The sequence below is a fragment of the Nonomuraea candida genome, from assembly GCF_000725485.1.
Lineage (GTDB): Bacteria > Actinomycetota > Actinomycetes > Streptosporangiales > Streptosporangiaceae > Nonomuraea > Nonomuraea candida.
Genome location: NZ_JOAG01000008.1, coordinates 85106 through 105213, shown reverse-complemented (window position 1 = coordinate 105213; position 20108 = coordinate 85106). Strand labels below are relative to the sequence as shown.

The window sequence follows — 20108 nt, the reverse complement described above, 5'->3', positions numbered from 1 at the left end:
GGAGATCACCGTCATGGAAGCCTTCACCACCCACACCGGTACGGCGGTGCCGCTGCGCCGCAGCAACGTCGACACCGACCAGATCATCCCGGCCGTCTGGCTCAAGCAGGTCAGCCGCACCGGTTTCGAGAAGGGCCTGTTCGCCGCCTGGCGCGAGGACCCGACGTTCGTGCTCAACGACCCCGCCTACGAGGGCGGCTCGATCCTGGTCTCCGGCCCCGACTTCGGCACCGGCTCCTCCCGCGAGCACGCGGTGTGGGCGCTGCAGCAGTACGGGTTCCGCGTCGTGATCGCCGCCCGCTTCGGCGACATCTTCCGCAACAACTCCACCAAGATGGGCCTGCTGCCGGTCGTCCTGCCGGGCGAGAAGGTCGAGGCCCTGCAGGCGGCCGTCGAGGCGGACCCGAAGCTGGAGGTGACCGTCGACCTGGTCGAGCGCCAGGTGCGCTGGGCCGATGAGGCCGTGCCCTTCGAGATCGACGACTACACCCGCTGGCGGCTGATGGAGGGGCTCGACGACATCGGGCTGACCCTGCGTCACGCCGACGACGTGGCCGCGTACGAGAATGGTCGGCAGCCATGGCTGCCGACGACCGTCTAGAAGACGACGAACTGGCGCGGCGGTTGCGCGATGCGCACCGCCGCGTCCGCATGCTGCCCACCGCCGCCAAGGAGCGCCTCGGGCGTCGCTACATCGCCATCTGCGATCTGGCCAAACACGATCCGGAACGGGCCGCCGCCCGCCTCGACGCGTTCCTGGCCTCCCTCGACGCTGCTTTCGACACGCCACGCGAGGGCGAAAACACGCTGGGTGATTGAGTTCCCCCGCGATCCCGCCTACTTTCGAGCGCGTAAGGGGTTTCTACGTCGAAGTCGTGAGCTGGAACCCCGAGCCGTAACTGGGGGAGCGGACTTTCATGAACAAGCGAGAACTCGTCGAGGCCATCACGGATCGGGTGGGCGACAGGAAGACGGCCACGGAGGCCGTCAACGCGGTCATCGACGCGATCCAGAAAGCCGTGGCCGGCGGCGACAAGGTCTCGATCACGGGCTTCGGCGCGTTCGAGATGGTGAACAAGCCCGCCCGCACGGCGAGGAATCCGTCGACCGGCGCCGAGATCAACGTCGCCGAGAGCTGGGCGCCGAAGTTCCGTCCCGGCTCCGATTTCAAGGAGCTCGTGAACGAGGGCGGCAAGAAAATCGGCAAGAGCAAGTAGATCCGGCCGTTCGCCACGCCCGGGCTCCGGCCCGGGCGTGCAGCATGTCCGGAAGTCCCGCGCGCCTGCGGTCACACCTCTCGGAGCCGGTCACGCCTTTCCGCGAGCCGCCCGTGCCCGCCGCGCCGCCCGTGCCCGCCGCGCCGCCCGTGCCCGCCGCGCGTCACGCGTCCGGCAGCGGGAAGGTGGACAGCGTGACGTAGGTGATCTGCCCGCCGGACATCGCGAGATTGACCCGCTGGCCCGTGCGCAGCAGCCGCAGCGGGCCCGCGTCGAAGGCGGGGGCGCCGAACTCCAGCACGCTCCCGTCGTCGAGGAAGACGGTGCCGGAGCGAGTGGTCTCGTCGAAGCTGCGTACCGTCGCCTGCACGCGATCAGAGTAATCGGTTGCCCGCCCGCGAGACGAGCGTTTGTCAGGCGGGCGGGGCGGTGGTGTCGGGCCAGAGTTCGGCGACGACGGCGGCCGTGTGGGCGCCCAGGCCCAGCGCGATGGCGGCGCGCAGGTCGTCGGGGGTGTCCACGTCGCGCCTGACCGAGTCGATCCCCGGCACGCACAGCTCCTTGGCCCCGCCGGCCAGGTGCCTGGCCCGCGACTCCCCGCCGAACCCGGGCGTGAACGGCATGCCGGCGCGTACGCCGTAGAACGTCGTGCCCACGTCGAGCGCGTCGGGCACGAACGCCTGGTCGAACTCGGCCGCCGCCTCCAGCGCCAGCGCCAGCTCGGCGGGCCGCAGGGCGGGCAGGTCGGCCTGGAGCGCGCCCACCGCGTCGCCGGGCGCCACGTCCACGGCGTGCGCGGCCCCCGTGCGCAGGGCGGTGTTCAGCCCCCGGTCGGGGTCGTGCACCACGTCGGCGCCCAGCGCGGCCAGCGGCCCGGCGGCGGCGGGGTCGGCCGTGACCACGATGACCCGCGCGACCGGCGGGCAGGCCAGCGCCGCCGCCACGGTGTCGCAGGCCACGGCCACGGCCAGCCGGGTGCGGTGCGGGCCCGTCGCGGCGGCCAGCCGGGTCTTCGCCGCGACGAGCGTCTTCACGGGAACGACCAGGGACCAGCGGATGCTCATCGAATCACCTTAAGCCTCAAGGGGGCTCTCCTCGGCGGGCGGCCGGTGGTGGAGCCGGAATCCCTATTCTTCAAGGGGGGGACCTGACAGAGGGTCAAGCATCGCGATCCCCCGCCTCGACATCCCGTGCGGCCAACCGGGAGACTGGGTCGCATCCCGTACGTGCTGGAGGAGTCCATGAGCCGCCCCACGCGACCATCGCGTTTTTGGGAGACCTTTGCCGTCGCCGTGGTGAAGCCGCTGTCACGGCTCCTGGTCAAGAAGGACTGGCGCAGGGGCGAGCGCATCCCGCGGACCGGCGGCGTCATCATCGCGACCAACCACCTGTCCTGGGCCGATCCGGTGCTGCTGTCGCACTTTCTCTACAACAACGGCCGCTGGCCGGTGATCCTGGCCAAGTCGGGTCTGTTCAGGGTGCCGTTCCTGGGCCGGGCCGTGACGGGGCTGCTGGCGATCCCGGTCGAGCGGGGCAGCGCCGAGGCGGCCAAGTCGCTGCGCATCTCGGCCCAGCGGCTCAGCGACGGGTGCGCGATCCTGTTCTACCCGGAGGGCACCTGCACGCGCGATCCGGACCTGTGGCCGATGGTCGGCAAGACGGGCGCGGCCAGGCTGGCGCTGGAGAGCGGCGCGCCGGTCATCCCGGTGGCCCATTGGGGCGCACACGAGCTGTTGCCGTACGGTGAGAAGAAGCCCAGGCTGTTTCCGCGCAAGACCTTCCGGGTCAGCGTGGGGCCGCCCGTGGACCTGTCGAAATACGCCGGCAAGTCGCCGCACGCCGACGTGCTTCGCGAGGCGACGGCCGACATCATGGCGGCGATCACCGAACAGCTCGCGGAGCTGCGCGGCGAGAAGGCGCCCGCGACTCCCTACGATCCCGCCGGACGGTGACGAGATGACGAAAGTGGCCGTGTTCGGCACGGGTTCGTGGGGCACCACGTTCGCCATGATCCTGGCGGAGGCGGGCAACGCGGTCACGCTCTGGGGCCGCAGGCCCGAGCTGGTCGAGGCGATCGAGCGCGACCACGTCAACCCCGACTACCTGCCGGGCGTGCCGCTCCCGGCCACGCTGCGGGCCACCACCGACCCCGAGCGGGCGCTGGCGGACGCCGACTTCGTGGTGCTCGCCGTCCCCTCGCAGGTGTTGCGCCCCAACCTGGCCGCCTGGCGCCCGCACATCCCGGCCAAGGCCGTGCTGGTGAGCCTGATGAAGGGCATCGAGCTGGGCACGACCAAGCGCATGAGCGAGGTGATCGGCGAGGTCGCCGAGGTGCCGCGGGAGCGGGTCGCGGTGGTCTCCGGCCCCAACCTGGCCCAGGAGATCGCCCAGCGCCAGCCCGCCGCCACCGTCGTGGCCTGCACCGACGAGTCGGTGGCCGAGCGGCTGCAGGCGATCTGCCACCTGCCGCCGTGGTTCCGCCCCTACACCAACCCCGACGTGGTCGGGGTCGAGCTGGGCGGCGCGGTGAAGAACGTGATCGCCCTGGCCGTGGGCGTCTCCGCGGGCATGGGCATGGGCGACAACGTCAGCGCCATGCTCATCACCCGGGGGCTGGCCGAGATCTCCCGCCTGGGGGCGGCGCTCGGGGCCGACGCGCACACGTTCGCCGGGCTGGCCGGGATGGGCGACCTGGTGGCGACCTGCACGTCCCCGCTGTCGCGCAACCGCACCTTCGGCGAGAACCTGGGCCGGGGCATGACGCTGGCCGAGGTCGTCGCCGCCACCAAGCAGACGGCGGAAGGCGTCAAGTCGTGCGAGTCGGTCCTGGAGCTGGCCAGGAAGCACGACGTGGAGATGCCGATCACCGAGGTCGTCGTCGGCGTCGTGCACGACGGCATGTCGCCGTCGGAGGCGGGCATGCTCCTCATGTCGCGCTCGCCCAAGCCCGAGCGGTACGGCGTGTGACCCCGGCCCGCGCCCCCGGGGCGCCCGCGGTGCGGACCCGGGCCCGGAGCGGCGCGGTCTACGTGTGAGAATGACCTGAATACGGCGTGCTTGGCTCGCTGTGACACGGACACCCCGGTAGATTCGGACACCATGAGCAAGCCACGCGTCGCCGTCGTTTTCGGAGGCCGCAATTCCGAGCACGCCGTGTCCCTGATGGGCGCGGGCAGCGTGCTGGATGCGATCGACAGGACCAAGTACGAGGTGATCCCGATCGGGATCGCCCAGGACGGCAGGTGGGTGCTGGCCGCCGCTGACCAGCGGTTCGCCATCGAGTCCGGCGAGCTCCCCGTCGTCGACACCAGCGGCGCGGCGCTGGCGCTGCCCTCGGGCGGCAGCTCGCTGGTGGCCTACGACCCCGGCAGCATCCCCGTCGAGCTCGGCTCGGTGGACGTGGTGTTCCCGGTGATGCACGGGCCGTTCGCCGAGGACGGGACGATTCAGGGGCTGCTGGAGATGGCCGGGGTGCGCTACGTCGGCTCCGGCGTGCTGGCCAGCGCCGTGGGCATGGACAAGGCCCACATGAAGACCGTCATGGCCGCCGCCGGCCTGCCGACCGGCCCTTACGTCGTCGTGCGTGACCGTGACTGGCGGCTCAACCGCGAGCTGGTGCTCAAGGAGGCCGAGGAGCTCGGCTACCCGGTCTTCGTCAAGCCGGCCAGGGCCGGTTCCTCGCAGGGCATCTCCAAGGCCGGTGACCGGGCCGAGCTGGAGGCGGCCGTGGAGTTCGCCCGGCAGCACGACCCCAAGGTGCTCATCGAGGCCGCGATCGTCGGCCGCGAGATCGAGTGCGCGGTGCTGCAGTCGCCGGGCGACGAGCCGGCGGCCGCGTCGCTGCCCGGCGAGGTGAGGGTCGAGGGCGGGCAGGACTTCTTCGACTTCGAGGCGAAGTACTACCCCGACCAGATGTCGCTGACCGTGCCCGCCGACATCCCGCAGGAGACGGCCGAGGAGCTGCGCGCGATGGCCGTGCGGGCGTTCGAGGCGCTGGAGTGCGAGGGGCTGGCGCGGGTCGACTTCTTCTACACCCCCGACGGCAAGCTGATCTTCAACGAGATCAACACCATGCCGGGGTTCACGTCGCTGTCGGTCGCGCCGCAGCTCTGGGCGGCCTCGGGCCTGCCCTACCCGGCGCTGGTCGACCGGCTCATCCAGCTCGCGCTGTCACGCTCAGCCGGGCTGCGCTGAGCCGCGCGGTCGTGCCGTGGCCTGGGCGATCGGGTCGGACAGGTCGGCGAGCACCTCGGCGGCCACGTGCTCGCCGCCGACCGTGACCTCCACGTAGGCGATGTCGGTCACGGCCGTGAACAGCGCGGGCCGCTCCGGATCGGCGAACCAGCCCACGCCGCGGATCTCCTGGAGCCGGTCGGTGGGCGCCATCCTCGCCGGCCGCGGCACGCCGCAGCGCAGCGCGATGGTGCCCGGCCCCCAGACGGCGACGTACGGCGACTCGGGCGTGGAGTCGCCGCGCTCGTCGCCGTCGAGGGTGGCGGGCAGCAGGGTGGCGAGCTTGTCGCAGGCCGCGACCGCCTCGCCCTGCGGGACGGGCGGATCGACCTGGACGGTGCCGCCGCAACCGGCGAGCGCTAGGAGAACGAGCAGGACGGCGACGGCACGCATGGAACGACTACTACCTTCAGATGTGGACGATCGGACACGTAAGCGTACGCGTGATTCCGCTCACGGCCTGAATCTGCGCGACGACGAGCTTGCCCAGCTCGTCGACGTTGTGGGCCTCCGCGCGCACGATCACATCGTAGGGGCCCGTCACGTCCTCCGCCTGAGTGACCCCGGGGATCCCGGAGATCTCGCGGGCCACGGCGGCGGCCTTGCCGACCTCGGTCTGGATAAGGATGTAGGCCTGCACCATCACGTCCTCCCGGGCGATTCGATCACGCCGAAGGGCCACCGTACCCTGTGTGCATCAGGAGGTGCGTCATCACAGTCGGAGATTTCGGCGAATTCGGTGTGGTAAATCGTATTACTGCTCGTCTTCCCCAGGGCGAGGCGGTGATGCTCGGTCCGGGTGACGACGCCGCGATGATCAGCGCCCCGGACGGCCGGGTCGTCGTCTCGACCGACCTCCTGCTGGAGGGCAGGCACTTCCGCCTCGACTGGTCCGGCGGCTACGACGTGGGCCGCAAGGCCGCCGCCCAGAACCTCGCCGACGTGGCCGCCATGGGGGCGACGCCGACGGCCGTCGTGGTCGGCCTGGGCCTGCCCGCCGACCTGCCCGTGGACTGGCTCGACGCGCTGACGGACGGCTTTCGCGACGAGTGCGCCACGGTCGGCGCGAGCGTGGCCGGGGGCGACGTCACCCGCTGCGACCTGGTGGTCATCGGGGTGACGGCGCTGGGCGACCTGGGCGGGCGGGCTCCCGTGCTGCGCTCGGGGGCCAGGCCGGGGCAGGTGGTGGCGGTCGCGGGGCGGCTGGGCTACTCGGCGGCGGGCTGGGCGCTGCTGGAGTCGGGGGTGCCGGCGGACTCGCCCGCCCTGCGGGAGGCCGTGGCCGGGCATCGCCGGCCGTGCCCGCCGTACCCGATGGGGCCGGTCGCGGCCGGGCTGGGGGCCAGCGCGATGCTGGACGTCAGCGACGGGCTGCTGCAGGACCTCGGCCACATCGCCGCGGCCAGCGGCGTGCGCGTCGAGCTGGACCCGCAGGCGTTCGCCGTGGACGAGCCGGTGGCGGCGGCGGCCAAGGAGCTGGGGGCCGATCCGCTGGAGTGGGTGCTCTCGGGTGGCGAGGATCACGCCCTGGCGGCGGTGTTCCCGGCCGGGGCCCGGCTGCCGGAGGGGTGGCGGGTCGTGGGCCGGGTGGTCGAGGGCGAGGGCGTGCTGGTGTACGGGCGGGAGCTCGGGGCGCGCGGCTGGGATCACTTTCGGTGATTACTTGTCCCGATTTAAGTGAAATTTTCCTAGTTTGGGGTAGCACTAGTGGGAATGCTGTGACAACGGCGTAGCAAAGGTGTTATGAAGATTGGCGGCCACTGTAACCGGAAGAAAGGGCAGCCATGGGCCGCCACGGCACAGGTGGATCCGACGACGGGGACGAACGGGGGAACAGCGCTTTCTGGGGTCCTGACGAGCAGGCCGAGCCGCCGGGCTGGCCGTCGCTGCCGGACCAGCCCGAGGTGACGGGGCAGTGGGCCCCGATGCCGCGGCGTACCGACCCGCCGCCCCCTCGCGGGCCCGAGCCGGAGCCGTTCGAGACCACCGGGGCTTTCGCGCTGCCCAACGACCTCGCCGGACCGCCGGCCAACGACCCTGCGGGTGCCTTCCCGCCGCCGAGAGGACCGAGGGAGGACGAGGCCGGGCCCTTCGAGGTGACCGGCGCCTTCGCCGTGCCGCCGGAGTGGAACCCGAACCGCCAGGGCGACGGCCCGCAGAACGGCCCTGCCACCGGTCCCGCCGGCGGCCCTCCGAGCGATCCTTTCCGCAGCCCCGACCAGACGGCCGTCTTCGGCGGTCCCGCGCAGGGGCGGCCCGGTCCCGGCCCCGGCCAGGGGCAGCCCAGCCCCGGCCAGGGGCAGCCCGGCCAGGGGCAGCCCGGCCCCTTCGACCGGCCGGGGCCCTTCGACGGGCCGGCCGAGCGGACGGCCTTCTTCGACGGCCCCCTTGATGGCCCCCTTGATGGCTCCCTTGATGGCTCCGGGCCCTTCGACGGGCCGGCGGAGCGTACCGCGTTCTTCGACGGCCCCGGCGACCGTCCCGGGCCGTTCGACGGGCCGGACGACCGCCGTGACCCCTTCGGCGACCCGGAGCGTACGGCCAGGTTCGACGCGCCACCCGGCCCCGGCTCCGGCCCCTTTCACGGCGGCCCGCCGGAGCCCGGCGACGTCAAGGTGGCCGGCGAGCCGACCACCGGACCGGCCCCGGCGTGGGCGAGCGCCGAGACGGGCTTCCTCGGCTCCGGCTGGACGGACGACTCCGCCGCCGCGCCGGAGGAGCCCCAGGGCCGCCGCGGGCGCCGCAGGTCCGGCCGTGGCGGCGGTGGCGGCGGCGACGATGCCCTGGCCGCGCCCTCGGGGCCCGGCAAGGGCCGGGTGGCGCTGCTCTCGGTCGCGGCCGTGGCCGTCGTGCTCGGCGGCACCGTGATGGGCGTCAAGCTCATGAGCTCGGGCGACCCGGCCAAGTGCGAGGGCACGACCTGCGCCGCCGTGCAGTCCAGCAGCGGTCGGCCGGCGCCCTCGATCTCCGAGCCCGCCGAGGAGGAGACCGAGCCGGTCTCCGAGGAGGAGCCGGTGGAGGAGGCCGACGAAGAGGAGAGCGAGCCCTCCAAGACGCCGACGCCGACGGTCACGTCCAACGTGCGCACGCCGCCCCGCGCGACCTCCGCCACGCCCACGCCGACCAAGAGCAAGGTCAGGAAGAGCACCAGGCCCGAGGCGGAGCCGCCGGCGGACCGGCCGGCCAGGGAGAGCGCGCCGGAGACGCCGGACGCGACGACGACGCTGGACGAGACCGACCCCAACGTCGCGCCGAACGACGGCACCACTCCCGCCCCGGTCGTGACCACGACGCCCGAGTCCGTCGGCATCAGCGGCGGCTCCGTCAACGTCAAGCAGACGATCCGGCAGCGGGTGGCCAGCTACTCGGCCAAGCTGCAGCTCTCCAACACCTCCGCGCAGACGCTGGCCGCCCCCACGATCTCCGTCCCCGTGGACGGCAAGGTCGTGAAGGTGGACGGCGCCGAGTGGACGCAGGACGGCGACCTGCTGATCATGGACGTGCCGGAGACGCTGGCCGCGGGCGACACCGTCGAGGTCACGTTCACGGCCACGGGCCGCGGCTCCGAGGCCCAGAACTGCGGCCTGGTCGAGGGGGAGTGCGTCGTCACCTGAGGATGACGGCCGGGCGTCGTCACCTGAGGATCACGGCCGGGCGTCGTCACCTGAGGATCACGGCTGGGCGCCGCCTGAAGGTGCGGGTCGCGGCGTCCGATCGCCTGGCCGGGCAGGCCGGACGTCCCCGCCTGGCAGGTGAGGTTGGATGGGGTACATGACGGTTTCGACCCCTCCACGCGTGCTGACGGTCGCCGGCTCAGACTCCGGGGGCGGCGCCGGCATCCAGGCCGACCTCAAGACCATGCTGGCCCTGGGCGTCCACGGCATGAGCGTCATCGCCGCGGTGACGGCCCAGAACTCGCTGGGCGTCCAGGGATACTGGGAGCTGCCGCCCGAGGCCGTACGCGCGCAGCTCGACTCGGTGCTCGGCGACATCGGCGCGCAGGCGGTCAAGACCGGCATGCTGGCCTCGCCCGCGCTCGTGGAGACGGTCGCGGACGTGCTCGGCCGCCATGCCGCCCCGCTGGTCGTCGACCCCGTCGGCGTGTCCAAGCACGGCGACTCGCTGCTCGCGCCCGAGGCCGTCGAGACGCTGCGCACGCGCCTGCTGCCCGTGGCGACCGTGGTGACGCCCAACCTGCCGGAGGTCGAGCAGCTCACCTCCGTCAAGGTCGAGGACGAGAACGGGCTGCGCCGGGCCGCGGAGGCCGTGCTGGCGCTGGGGCCGACGTGGGCGCTGATCAAGGGCGGTCACCTGCCGGGGCCGCCGGTGGACCTGCTCACCGACGGCGACCGCGAATACCGCTTCGCCGCCGAACGCCTCGACAACCGTCACACCCACGGCACCGGCTGCACGCTCGCCTCCGCCGTCGCCGCCCGCCTCGCGCTGGGCGACGACGTGTCGGCGGCGGTGGGCGCGGCGAAGGAGTACGTCACGGGCGCGATCGCCGGGGGCTTCCCGCTGGGCGCCGGCATCGGCCCGGTGGACCACGCCTGGCGCTGGCGCTCCTAGAACGGCTTCGCGAACGGCGGCGCGGGCGTGGCGAAGAACCGCTTGGCGAACGGGGGCGCGGGCGTGGCGAAGAACCGCATCGCGAACAGCGGCGCGGGCATGACAAAGGCCCGCTGCTCCCCTGCGGGAGGCGGGCCTTCGTGTGACGCGCGAGCTAGCGGGTGACCTTGCCCGCCTTGATGCACGAGGTGCACACGTTCAGCTTCTTCGGCGTGCCGCCGACGACCGCGCGGACCGTCTGGATGTTGGGGTTCCAACGACGACGGGTGCGGCGGTGCGAGTGGGAAACGTTGTTGCCGAAGGTCGGCCCCTTGCGGCAGACATCGCAGACGGAAGCCACGGTATCGCTCCTTAAAACAGTCGATGTAGCCCTGTCCGCTGATGCATTCCGGGCGGAGGGCATGCCGGGACAACCGGCCAGCCAGACGAGAATATCTGATCCACGCCGATGGGCGCGAACCGACGCATCTGGACCGGAGCCCGGGCGGCGATATTCTCCTCGACAACGGTAGCGCACCTTGGGAGGTCGGAGGGCACCTATGAAGATCCTCGACCCGCCCGCGGTGCGGCGCTGGGCGCGGCTGGCCGCCGACGCCCTCGGCCGGGCCCGGACGGAGATCGACGCGCTCAACGTCTTCCCGGTCGCCGACGGCGACACCGGCACCAACCTCCACCTGACCATGCTGTCCGCCGCCGAGGCCGTCGAGTCGCTGCCCGACGACGTGGACGCCGCCGTGGTGTGGCAGACGCTGTCGTACGGGGCGCTGGTGGGCGCGCGCGGCAACTCCGGGGTGATCGTCAGCCAGGCGCTGCGCGGGCTGGCGGAGGTGCTGAAGGACGGCCCCGACCTGCGCGCCGGGCTGCTGCGCGCGGCCCTGCTCGCCAGGGAGGCGGTGGCCAGGCCGGTCGAGGGCACGGTGCTGAGCGTGCTGGAGTCGGCGGCGCGGGCCGTGCAGGAGGTGGAGGGCGGCCTGCCCGAGGTGGCGCGGCAGGCGGCGGGAGAGGCGCGCGCGGCGCTGCGCCGTACGCCCGACCAGCTTGAGGTGCTGGCCCGCAGCGGCGTGGTGGACGCCGGCGGCGCCGGGGCGGCGATCGTGCTGGAGACCCTCGCCGCGGTGATCACCGGTGTGCCGGCCGGCCACTACGACGTGCCGGCGCCCACCTCGCGGGTGACGCCGAGGACGGAGGTGGGGGCGGGCTACGAGGTGATGTACCTGCTCGACGCCGGCGACCGGGCGGTGGCGGCGCTGCGTGAGGAGCTCGACGCCATGGGCGACTCGCTGGTCGTGGTCGGCGGCGACGGGCTGTGGAACGTGCACGTCCACGTGCCGGAGGCGGGGCCCGCGGTCGAGGCGGGGGTGCGGGCGGGCAGGCCGCACCGGATCAGGATCACGTACCTGGCGGAGCGCGCCCACAAGGGCTCGGCGGGCAGGGGCGTCGTGGCGGTCGCCGAGGGAGACGGGATCGCGGCGCTGTTCGAGGAGTGCGGTGCGGTCGTGGTGCGCCGCGCGTCCGGCACGCGGCCCGCGCTGCCCGAGATGCTGGCCGCGATCAGGCAGGCGGGCGGCGAGGTCGCGGTGCTGCCCGACGACGACGGCGTGCGGGCGGTGGCCGCGGCGGCGGCGGAGATCGCCCGCGAGGACGGGATGACGGTCAGCGTCCTGCCGACCGAGGCGACCGTGCAGGGGCTGGCCGCGCTGGCCGTGCACGACCCGCTGCGCCGCTTCGACGACGACGTGGTGGCGATGGCGGACGCGGCGGGCCACACGAGGTACGCGCACGTCGCGGTGGCCGACAGGGAGGCGTTCACGAGCGCCGGGATGTGCCGGCCGGGCGACGTGCTGGGCCTGATCGGCGGGGACGTCGCGGTGATCGGCGGCTCGGTCGACGCCGTGGCCGCCATGGTCGTGGACCGGATGCTGGCCGGCGGCGGCGAGCTGGTCACGCTGGTCACGGGCGCCGGAGCGCCGGCGGGCCTGACCGGCCGCCTGGAGGACCACCTGGCGCGTACGCGGCCCGACGTGGACCTGGCCGTCTACGACGGCGAGCAGGCCGGCCACCCGCTCCTGATCGGCGTGGAGTGACCCCGGGGGCGTCGCCAGGGTGATCGCCGCAGCGTGTCGCCGGCCTGATGACCTCCAGGTCTCGCCGGGGTGATGACCCAGGGCGTCGCCGGGGTGGTGCCCCGGGGGCGTCGCCGGGATTCCTGTCGGCCCGGCGCGGTAGAACTTAATGCCGTGAGCCGTTTCGACGAGCCTCTGACGAAGGCGCTCGACCCGAAGACCGCCAAGCTGCTGCACAGCGTGCTCGGCCTGGAGACGGTCGGCGACCTGCTGCGCCACTACCCGCGACGCTACGCCGAGCGCGGCGAGCTGACCTCGTTCGACGCGCTGGAGGTCGACGAGCACGTCACCGTGGTCGGCGAGGTGACCAGGCTGATGCGCAAACCCATGCGCAACCGCGGCGGCACCTGGCTGGAGGTCGAGGTCGTCGACGGCGACCGCAACAGGATCTACCTGTCGTTCTTCGGCAAGGGCTCCCACGTGGCCGAGTCCCGGCTCAAGCCGGGCCGGCGCGGGATGTTCGCCGGGAAGGTGGGGCTGTTCGGGGCGCGCGCCAACCCGCGCTGGCAGCTCGCCCACCCCGAGTTCGAGCTGTTCGAGGAGAGCGAGGCGAGCGCGGAGGAGTTCGCGTCGGTGCCGGTGCCGATCTACCCGGCGGGCAAGGACCTGACGCCGTGGGCGATCAGGCGCGCGATCGGCGTCGTGCTCGACACGCTCGGCCCGCTGGACGATCCGCTGCCCGCCGCCCTGCGGGCCCGCCACGGCCTCCAGGAGCTGGGCGAGGCGCTGGTCTCCATCCACCGGCCGAAGGACTTCGCGGAGGTGGCGCGGGCGCGCGACAGGCTGAAGTTCGACGAGGCGTTCGTGCTGCAGGCCGTGCTGCTGCAGCGGCGGCAGGCCGCCACCGCCTGGCCCGCCAGGCCCAGGCCGCGGCGTCCCGACGGGCTGCTGGCCGACTTCGACGGGCGGCTGCCGTTCTCGCTCACCGAGGGGCAGGCCCAGGTGGGCGAGGAGATCGCCGCCGACCTGGCGCGCGAGCACCCCATGCACCGGCTGCTGCAGGGCGAGGTCGGCGCGGGCAAGACGGTGGTGGCGCTGCGGGCGATGCTCCAGGTGGTCGACGCCGGGGGTCAGGCGGCCCTGCTGGCGCCCACCGAGGTGCTGGCCCAGCAGCACCACCGCTCGATCACCAACATGCTGGGCGACCTGGCGCAGGGCGGCATGTTCGGCGGCACGGCGGTCACGCTGCTGACCGGCTCGATGGGCGCGGCGGCCAGGCGCGCGGCGCTGCTCGACGCGGCGTCCGGCACGGCGGGGATCGTCGTCGGCACCCACGCGCTGCTGCAGGAGCACGTGCAGTTCGCCGACCTGGGGCTGGTCGTGGTGGACGAGCAGCACCGCTTCGGGGTGGAGCAGCGTGACGCGCTGCGCGAGAAGGGGGGCGGGGGCCGGCCGCACGTCCTGGTCATGACCGCCACCCCGATCCCGCGCACGGTGGCCATGACGGTCTTCGGCGACCTGGAGGTCTCGACGCTGTCGCAGCTCCCGTCGGGCCGCGCGCCCATCACCACCCACGTGGTGCCCGCCGCCGAGAAGCCCCACTACCTGGAGCGCACCTGGCAGCGGGTCCGGGAGGAGGTGGCGCTGGGGCGGCAGGCCTACATCGTGTGCCCCCGCATCGGCGACCTGGAGGGCGACGAGGGCGACCTGTCGGCGGCGGCCTCCGACGACGACCGCCGCCCGCCGCTGGCGGTCCTCGACGTGGCCGAGCTGCTGACCCAGGGGCCCTTCCACGACCTGCGGGTCGGCACGCTGCACGGCAAGCTCCCGCCCGAGGAGAAGGACGCCGTCATGCGTTCGTTCACGCGCGGCGAGCTCGACGTGCTGGTGGCCACGACCGTGATCGAGGTCGGCGTCGACGTGCCCAACTCCTCCGTCATGATCATCATGGACGCCGACCGCTTCGGCGTCTCCCAGCTCCACCAGCTCCGCGGCCGGGTCGGCCGGGGCGGACTGCCCGGCCTGTGCCTGCTGGTCTCCGACTTCCCGGAGGGCACCCCCGCCCGGGCCCGCCTCGACGCGGTGGCCGCCACGCTCGACGGGTTCGAGCTGTCGCGGGTCGACCTGGAGCAGCGGCGGGAGGGCGACGTGCTGGGGGCGGCGCAGTCGGGCAAACGCTCCTCGCTGAAGCTGCTGCAACTGCTGCGCGACGAAGACGTGATCGGCACGGCGCGCGACGAGGCGGCGGCGCTCCTGGCGCAGGACCCCGAGCTGACGGGCCACGAGGGCCTGCGGGCCGAGATCGATCGCCTGCTGGCGGACGAGCGCGCCGAATACCTGGAAAAGACCTGATCCCGGCGCCCGGCTTCGCTGAACCGGACGCCTGGTCGGCGGCGCGGGTGTGGCGGTGCCCGCGCAGGGCCGGGGAGGGTGCGCGCGAGATCGCGAGAGCGCGCGGCTGAAGCGAGAAAAGAACCCAGCCGCGGGGACGGCCTCCCCCCGAATGCCGTCCCCGGCTGGGCCCACCCTCGGGTCAGGTGCCGAGGGAACCGGCGTGCGGAAGGGCTCACGATCACGCCGGTCGGCCTTCACGTGGGTCACCTCGAAGGCCGCAGAATCATCATGCGGGCCCGGCCGCCCGATGTGAATCACCCTTGCGCCTTCGAGGCAGACACTTGTCCACTCTTGACCTGCGCGAACATGCGGAACAATGGGTCACATGACGCGGATCATCGCAGGCGTGGCAGGTGGGCGGCGGTTGACGGTGCCGCCGGGGCGCGGGACGAGACCGACCAGCGACAGGGCGAGAGAAGGGATCTTCTTGACGCTCGACTCCCTGTACGGCCTGCGCGGCGCCCGCGTGCTGGACCTCTACGCCGGCTCTGGCGCGATCGGCCTGGAGGCGCTGTCGCGGGGCGCGGCCGAGGCCGTGCTGGTCGAGTCCGACCCCAAGGCGGTCCGGACGATCAAGGACAACGTGCGCTCCCTCGGCCTCGACGGCGCCCGCGTGGTGGCCGACAAGGTGGAGCGGCTGCTGGCGAAGGGCCCGGGCGCGGTGCCGGCCCCCGGCCCGGCGCGCGGTCCGGGTGAGGTGCGAGGTCCAGGTGAGGTGCGAGGTCCGGGCGAGGTACGCGGCCTGGGTGAGGTGCCGGGTTCGGGCGGGGTGCGGGGTTCGGGCGAGGGGCGGGGCCTGGGCGAGGGCTCCGGTGAAGGCCCTCATGACGGTCCTCCCGGCGGCGAGCCGTTCGACATCGTCTTCGCCGATCCGCCGTACGCCGTGTCCGACGACGAGGTGCGGGCGGTGCTGGAGTCGCTCCGGGACCACGGCTGGCTGGTTGATGAGGGATTGGTGGCGTTCGAGAGGGAAAGCAGGGGAAAGCCCCTGATGTGGCCGGAAGGCTACGTTGAGGAGAGGGTCCGTCGATATGGTGAAGCGTCCGTTTGGTACGGTCGCGCCGCCGGGAACCCGTAGACCTGGGAGGCGTCTTGCGCCGCGTAGTCTGCCCGGGGTCGTTCGACCCCATCACCAATGGCCACCTCGACATCATCGGCCGCTCCGCGCGGCTGTACGACGAGGTGACCGTGGCAGTCCTCATCAACGTCGAGAAAAGCAGCCTGTTCACGGTTGACGAACGGATCGAGATCCTGCAGACCGTGACGAAGGAGTTTCCGAACGTCAAAGTGCGGAAATTCCATGGCCTGCTGGTCGATTTCTGCAGGCAGAATGACATCCCCGCCATCGTCAAGGGCATCAGGGTCGTCAGCGACTTCGACTACGAGCTGCAGATGGCGCAGCTCAACTACCGCCTGTCGGGGGTCGAGACGCTGTTCATGCCCACGAACCCCGAATATTCGTTCCTCTCCTCCTCCCGGGTGAAGGAGATCGCCCGGTATGGCGGGGATGTCGCGGGGCTCGTGCCCGATCTCGTGCACAAGCTGCTCATCGAGCGGCTCAGGGGCTGAGCGCGAGCTGCTATCCTTTCATTTCGGCCTTGTACGACGGCGATCGTTTTCGCCATGCCTAGCGAGAGCAGGATGACTCAGCACCTCGACCCCCGCTCCCCGTGGGTGATCTCCACCCATGACCTGGGTAAGCGGCCGGGAACGATGCGGCAGTTGGCCCTGACCCTCCCGGCACCGGCAGACCTCGGCGTCGACATGATCGGTGTCCCCAAAGACGCCGAAGTCGAGCTGGACCTCCGGCTCGAAGCAGTGATGGAAGGCGTGCTCGTCTCGGGCACGGCGCAGGCCCCGCTCGCCGGGGAGTGCGCGCGGTGCCTCGATCCGGTCTCCTCGGAGATCGAGGTCGATCTGCAGGAGCTGTTCTTCTACTCCGACGAGGACGCCTCGGAGGAGGATTCGCTGCTCGACGGCGAGCTGCTCGACCTCGAGCCGACGTTCCGCGACGCGGTGGTGCTCGCACTGCCGCTGAGCCCCGTGTGCGGTGAGGACTGCCCGGGTCTCTGCGCGGAGTGCGGGGTCAAGCTGGCCGAGGCCGGCGAAGACCACCGGCACGAGAAGATCGACGCCCGGTGGGCGTCGTTGCAAGGTCTGATTACCGACAAAGATAACGATCAGGAGAAGTGACGTGGCCGTCCCGAAGCGAAAGATGTCGCGGAGCAACACCCGCGCCCGTCGCTCCCAGTGGAAGACGACTGCTGTCGCCCTGGTGAGCTGCCCGCAGTGCCGTTCGCCCAAGCAGCCGCACATCGCGTGCCCCACCTGCGGCACCTACAACCGTCGTCAGGTCATCGAGCCGTCCGCCTGATCCGCCATCGGGAGAGCCGGCTCCGGCCCGCCGTCACGACGGCGGACCGCGGCACGGGTTTCCCGTCAGCAGTTGACGTGATGCCGACCGGGTGCGATTGTGCCTCGGTCGGCGTTACCGTCTCAGTGCGCGCGGCGGCGGTTCGCCCGCGGTCGTGGTGGACGCCGGGGCTACGTGCTACCCCGACGCCCACCACGTTTTCGGGCATCATGCGCAGCCGGCGCGCCTCGTGAATGATGTCCGAGGAGGAAGCACGTGGGCGCAGGTCCTAAGCCGGTGGCCGTGGAGGTCGCCAGAGACGAGCTGGAGCGGGTCCTGTCGGTCGGCCTGGACCCCGACATTCTCGAGCGGGCGCTGACGCACCGCTCCTACGCGTACGAGAACGGCGGCCTGCCCACCAACGAGCGCCTGGAGTTCCTGGGCGACTCGGTGCTGGGCCTGGTGGTCACCGACACCCTCTACCGCAACCACCCCGACCTGCCGGAAGGTCAGCTCGCCAAGCTGCGGGCCGCGGTGGTCAACATGCGCGCGCTGGCCGACGTGGCCCGCGGCCTCGGCCTGGGCCGGTTCCTGCGGCTCGGCAGGGGCGAGGAGGGCACCGGCGGACGCGACAAGTCGTCCATCCTGGCCGACACCCTTGAAGCGCTGATCGGCGCGATCTACGTCGACAAGGGGCTCGACGAGGCGTTCCGGGTCGTCCACCTGCTGTTCGACCCGCTGATCGTGCGCTCGGCCTCGCTCGGCGCCGGGCTCGACTGGAAGACCTCGCTGCAGGAGCTGACCGCCTCCGAGGCGCTGGGCGTGCCCGAATACCACGTCGAGGAGAGCGGCCCCGACCACGCCAAGTCGTTCACGGCCATGGTGCGGGTCGGCGGCGAGTCCTACGGCTCGGGCACCGGGCGCAGCAAGAAGGAGGCCGAGCAGCAGGCGGCCGAGGCGGCCTGGACCCGCATCAGGGCCCGCCGCGACCAGCGGGAGAGCCAGCCCACGGGCTGACCGCCCCACCCCTGCGGCCCCGCCCGCCACCCCCGGACCCCCGCCGCTCCGGCCCGGCCGGAAGGGAACGGCTCACCGGACCGGCCGCACCGGGCGGGAACAGGCCACCGGACCTGGCTCGACGGACGAAACAGGCCGCCGGAGCCGGTGCGACGCGCGAGAAAGGCCGCTGGAGCGGGCGGGAAGGCGGATGGCGCGGGCCGGTGTTGTCCGCAGGGTGAGATTCGTGTTCCCCCAGCGATGGAGAGGCGGGGTCGGAAGTGCCTGAGCTGCCGGAGGTCGAGGTCGTCAGGCGCGGCCTCGCGCGATGGGTGACCGGACGCGAGATCGCCTCGGCGGAGGTGCTGCACCCCCGCGCGATCAGGCGGCACGCCCCGGGCGCCGACGAGTTCACCGACCGGCTCAAGGGCCGTACGGTGCTGTCGGCGCGGCGGCGCGGCAAGTACCTGTGGCTTCCGCTGTCGGGCGCGGAAGAGGCGCTGCTGGCGCACCTGGGGATGAGCGGCCAGCTCCTCGTCGTCGATCAGGACTCCCCGCCGGAGAAGCACCTGCGGGTCCGCCTGCGGTTCGCGGACGGCGGCCCCGACCTGCGCTTCGTCGACCAGCGCACGTTCGGCCACGTCATGCTGACCCCGCTGGCCGGGGACGTGCCGGAGCCGATCTCCCACATCGCCCCCGACCCGTTCGAGGCGGCGTTCGACGAGGCCGGGTTCACCCGCAGGCTCAGGGCCAGGCGCACCGAGATCAAGCGGGCGCTCCTCGATCAGTCGCTGATCAGCGGCGTCGGCAACATCTACGCCGACGAGGCGCTGTGGATGGCCAGGCTGCACGGCTCCCGTTCCACGGAGACGCTCACCCGGCCCAAGGTGGCCGAGCTGCTCGCCGCCGTCCGCACGGTCATGAGCGCCGCCCTGGAGCAGGGCGGCACGTCCTTCGACAGCCTGTACGTCAACGTCAACGGCGAGAGCGGCTACTTCGAGCGCTCGCTGGAGGCGTACGGCCGCCGTGACCTGCCCTGCTCCCGCTGCGGCACGGCCATCAGGCGCGAGGTGTTCATGAACCGCTCGTCCTACTCCTGCCCGCGATGCCAGCGACGGCCGCGCTGAGCAGCGTGAGCGCGGCGCCGGCCCACATCACGGCGGAGACGGACAGGCCGTCTGTGAGCCGGCCGCCGATGAACGAGCCGAGCGCGATGGAGACGTTGAACGCGCCCACGTAGAGCGCCGTGCCCATCTCGCCGGCGCCCGAGCGCATGATCCACAGTTGCAGGGTCACCCCGACGCCGCCGTAGCCGAGGCCCCAGACCACGAGGGCGGCCAGCGGCGGCAGGCCGACCAGCACGAGGGCCGCCATGGCCACCGCCATGAGCAGGACCAGCACGATCAGCGTGATCTGGGGGTTCCTGGCAGCCCGGGCGCCGGCGGCGAAGTTGCCCAGGACCCCGGCGGCGCCGTACACGAGGAGGGCGGCGCTGACCAGGGCGGGGCCGGCGCCGGCGACCTGCTCCATGAACGGGCGGACGTAGGTGTAGGCCGCGAAGTGGCCCGAGACGGTCAGGGTGGTCAGGACGAGGACGAGCACGACCGGCCCTGAGAGCCACGAGGAGCGCTTGTCCGGCGCGGGGGAGGGCGAAGGACCGGCCTGCGGCTTCAGCGGCGGCAGCGTGGCGGCCAGCAGCGCGACCAGGACCAGGGCCAGCACCGCCGCCGCGACGAACGCGCTGCGCCACCCGGCGAACGACGACACGAACGTCCCCGCCGGCACCCCCAGCACCGACGCCACGGACACCCCGCCCAGGATCACCGAGGTGGCCCGGCCCACCGAGGGCTCGGGCACCAGCCGCACGCCCAGCCCGGCCGCGAACGCCCAGAACCCGCCGATGCTCACCCCGGTCAGCACCCGGGCGGCCAGCATGACCGGATGGCTCGGCGCGAGCGCCGCCGCCAGGTTCGCCACCGCCAGCAGCGCCATCAGCCCGATCAGCAGGACGCGCCGGTCGGTCCGGCGCGCGGTGACGGCCAGCAGGGGCGCGGAGACGGCCGCCACCAGCCCGGGGGCCGACATCGCCATGCCGGCCGTGCCGGGGGAGACGCCGAGGTCGGCGGCCATCGAAGTCAGCAGGCCGACGGGCAGCATCTCGCTGGTCACCACGGTGAACGTGCCCACCCCGACCGAGGCCACGGCGAGCCAGCGCGCCCGTACGGCGCCGGAAACGTCAGTCACAGTCATGACGCCCAGCCTCTTGCCGGCCGCGCACGGGAA

Annotated in this window: 23 protein-coding genes and 1 pseudogene; 18 read left to right on the top strand and 6 right to left on the bottom strand. The window is 72.6% G+C overall.

The window, feature by feature from the left end:
• The first annotated feature begins 13 nt into the window (after positions 1–13).
• The 3 genes from leuD to IO39_RS07850 all read left to right on the top strand — a co-directional run bounded on the left by leuD (position 14) and on the right by IO39_RS07850 (position 1217).
• On the top strand, positions 14–601 hold the full coding sequence (gene leuD, locus IO39_RS07860) for a 3-isopropylmalate dehydratase small subunit (protein WP_043618367.1): 588 nt from the start codon (positions 14–16) through the stop codon (positions 599–601).
• Positions 580–819 (top strand): SCO5555 family protein, encoded by a 240-nt coding sequence (locus IO39_RS07855; protein WP_052422579.1) that lies wholly within the window; start codon positions 580–582, stop codon positions 817–819. The genes leuD and IO39_RS07855 overlap by 22 nt, the downstream gene beginning before the upstream one ends.
• A 98-nt stretch (positions 820–917) precedes the next feature.
• Complete coding sequence (locus tag IO39_RS07850; protein WP_043618364.1) at positions 918–1217, top strand: HU family DNA-binding protein; 300 nt, start codon at positions 918–920, stop codon at positions 1215–1217.
• A 163-nt stretch (positions 1218–1380) separates the two neighbouring features.
• Here IO39_RS07850 and IO39_RS07845 read toward each other — a convergent pair whose 3' ends face one another.
• Positions 1381–1587 (bottom strand): hypothetical protein, encoded by a 207-nt coding sequence (locus tag IO39_RS07845; RefSeq protein ID WP_043618361.1) that lies wholly within the window; start codon positions 1585–1587, stop codon positions 1381–1383.
• Positions 1588–1630: 43 nt separating this feature from the next.
• Positions 1631–2281, bottom strand: coding sequence for a 2-phospho-L-lactate guanylyltransferase (gene cofC / locus IO39_RS07840; protein ID WP_043618358.1), 651 nt, complete (start codon positions 2279–2281; stop codon positions 1631–1633).
• A 231-nt stretch (positions 2282–2512) separates the two neighbouring features.
• Between cofC and IO39_RS07835 the strand changes: the two genes are divergently transcribed.
• The 3 genes from IO39_RS07835 (at position 2513) to IO39_RS07825 (ending at position 5411) form a co-directional block, all read left to right on the top strand.
• On the top strand, positions 2513–3169 hold the full coding sequence (locus IO39_RS07835; RefSeq protein WP_245641857.1) for a lysophospholipid acyltransferase family protein: 657 nt from the start codon (positions 2513–2515) through the stop codon (positions 3167–3169).
• A gap of 4 nt (positions 3170–3173) precedes the next feature.
• Positions 3174–4184: an NAD(P)H-dependent glycerol-3-phosphate dehydrogenase gene (locus IO39_RS07830; RefSeq protein ID WP_043618354.1), complete on the top strand. Its 1011-nt coding sequence runs from the start codon at positions 3174–3176 to the stop codon at positions 4182–4184.
• A gap of 132 nt (positions 4185–4316) precedes the next feature.
• A complete protein-coding gene (locus IO39_RS07825; protein WP_043618351.1) occupies positions 4317–5411 on the top strand; it encodes a D-alanine--D-alanine ligase family protein in 1095 nt (364 codons plus the stop codon).
• Here IO39_RS07825 and IO39_RS07820 read toward each other — a convergent pair.
• Together IO39_RS07820 and IO39_RS07815 are read right to left on the bottom strand one after the other, a co-directional pair.
• Positions 5394–5843, bottom strand: a complete 450-nt coding sequence (locus IO39_RS07820) for a DUF3515 family protein (protein WP_052422578.1) — start codon at positions 5841–5843, stop codon at positions 5394–5396. The genes IO39_RS07825 and IO39_RS07820 overlap by 18 nt on opposite strands.
• A 16-nt stretch (positions 5844–5859) precedes the next feature.
• Positions 5860–6093: an Lrp/AsnC family transcriptional regulator gene (locus IO39_RS07815; protein ID WP_043618611.1), complete on the bottom strand. Its 234-nt coding sequence runs from the start codon at positions 6091–6093 to the stop codon at positions 5860–5862.
• Between the two features lie 53 nt (positions 6094–6146).
• Between IO39_RS07815 and IO39_RS07810 the strand changes: the two genes are divergently transcribed.
• The 3 genes from IO39_RS07810 to thiD all read left to right on the top strand — a co-directional run bounded on the left by IO39_RS07810 (position 6147) and on the right by thiD (position 10019).
• Positions 6147–7109 carry a thiamine-phosphate kinase gene (locus IO39_RS07810; protein WP_043618610.1) on the top strand — a complete coding sequence of 321 codons (963 nt, stop codon included), beginning with the start codon at positions 6147–6149 and terminating at the stop codon, positions 7107–7109.
• A 125-nt stretch (positions 7110–7234) separates the two neighbouring features.
• Positions 7235–9064, top strand: a complete 1830-nt coding sequence (locus IO39_RS07805) for a hypothetical protein (RefSeq protein WP_043618348.1) — start codon at positions 7235–7237, stop codon at positions 9062–9064.
• A 148-nt stretch (positions 9065–9212) separates the two neighbouring features.
• Positions 9213–10019 (top strand): bifunctional hydroxymethylpyrimidine kinase/phosphomethylpyrimidine kinase, encoded by an 807-nt coding sequence (thiD, locus tag IO39_RS07800; RefSeq protein WP_084772459.1) that lies wholly within the window; start codon positions 9213–9215, stop codon positions 10017–10019.
• Positions 10020–10173: 154 nt separating this feature from the next.
• Here thiD and rpmB read toward each other — a convergent pair whose 3' ends face one another.
• A complete protein-coding gene (gene rpmB, locus IO39_RS07795) occupies positions 10174–10359 on the bottom strand; it encodes a 50S ribosomal protein L28 (protein WP_043618345.1) in 186 nt (61 codons plus the stop codon).
• Positions 10360–10558: 199 nt separating this feature from the next.
• On the opposite strand from rpmB, the gene IO39_RS07790 reads away from it, so the two are divergent.
• The 9 genes and pseudogenes from IO39_RS07790 (at position 10559) to mutM (ending at position 18952) form a co-directional block, all read left to right on the top strand.
• On the top strand, positions 10559–12103 hold the full coding sequence (locus IO39_RS07790) for a DAK2 domain-containing protein (protein ID WP_043618342.1): 1545 nt from the start codon (positions 10559–10561) through the stop codon (positions 12101–12103).
• Positions 12104–12256: 153 nt separating this feature from the next.
• Positions 12257–14434, top strand: a complete 2178-nt coding sequence (recG, locus tag IO39_RS07785) for an ATP-dependent DNA helicase RecG (RefSeq protein WP_043618338.1) — start codon at positions 12257–12259, stop codon at positions 14432–14434.
• 367 nt (positions 14435–14801) lie between these two features.
• Positions 14802–15128, top strand: a pseudogene (locus IO39_RS51840) (RsmD family RNA methyltransferase); the annotation flags it as partial.
• Positions 15105–15554 (top strand): RsmD family RNA methyltransferase, encoded by a 450-nt coding sequence (locus tag IO39_RS57515; protein ID WP_245641865.1) that lies wholly within the window; start codon positions 15105–15107, stop codon positions 15552–15554. The pseudogene IO39_RS51840 and the gene IO39_RS57515, both read left to right, overlap by 24 nt.
• Before the next feature lie 14 nt (positions 15555–15568).
• Entirely contained in the window at positions 15569–16045 is a 477-nt protein-coding gene (gene coaD / locus IO39_RS07775; protein ID WP_043618332.1) for a pantetheine-phosphate adenylyltransferase, read from the top strand.
• 72 nt (positions 16046–16117) lie between these two features.
• Positions 16118–16669, top strand: a complete 552-nt coding sequence (locus IO39_RS07770; protein WP_043618590.1) for a YceD family protein — start codon at positions 16118–16120, stop codon at positions 16667–16669.
• A 1-nt stretch (position 16670) separates the two neighbouring features.
• Entirely contained in the window at positions 16671–16850 is a 180-nt protein-coding gene (rpmF, locus tag IO39_RS52330) for a 50S ribosomal protein L32 (RefSeq protein WP_033409409.1), read from the top strand.
• A gap of 276 nt (positions 16851–17126) precedes the next feature.
• Complete coding sequence (gene rnc, locus IO39_RS07765; RefSeq protein WP_052422576.1) at positions 17127–17846, top strand: ribonuclease III; 720 nt, start codon at positions 17127–17129, stop codon at positions 17844–17846.
• A 260-nt stretch (positions 17847–18106) separates the two neighbouring features.
• Positions 18107–18952: a bifunctional DNA-formamidopyrimidine glycosylase/DNA-(apurinic or apyrimidinic site) lyase gene (gene mutM, locus IO39_RS07760; protein WP_043618330.1), complete on the top strand. Its 846-nt coding sequence runs from the start codon at positions 18107–18109 to the stop codon at positions 18950–18952.
• On the opposite strand, the gene IO39_RS07755 is transcribed toward mutM, so the two are convergent.
• The gene (locus IO39_RS07755) at positions 18900–20075 is read right to left on the bottom strand and encodes an MFS transporter (RefSeq protein ID WP_043618585.1); all 1176 of its coding nucleotides are present in this window, start codon (positions 20073–20075) and stop codon (positions 18900–18902) included. The two genes, mutM and IO39_RS07755, sit on opposite strands and share 53 nt — an antisense overlap.
• Positions 20076–20108: the final 33 nt, after the last annotated feature.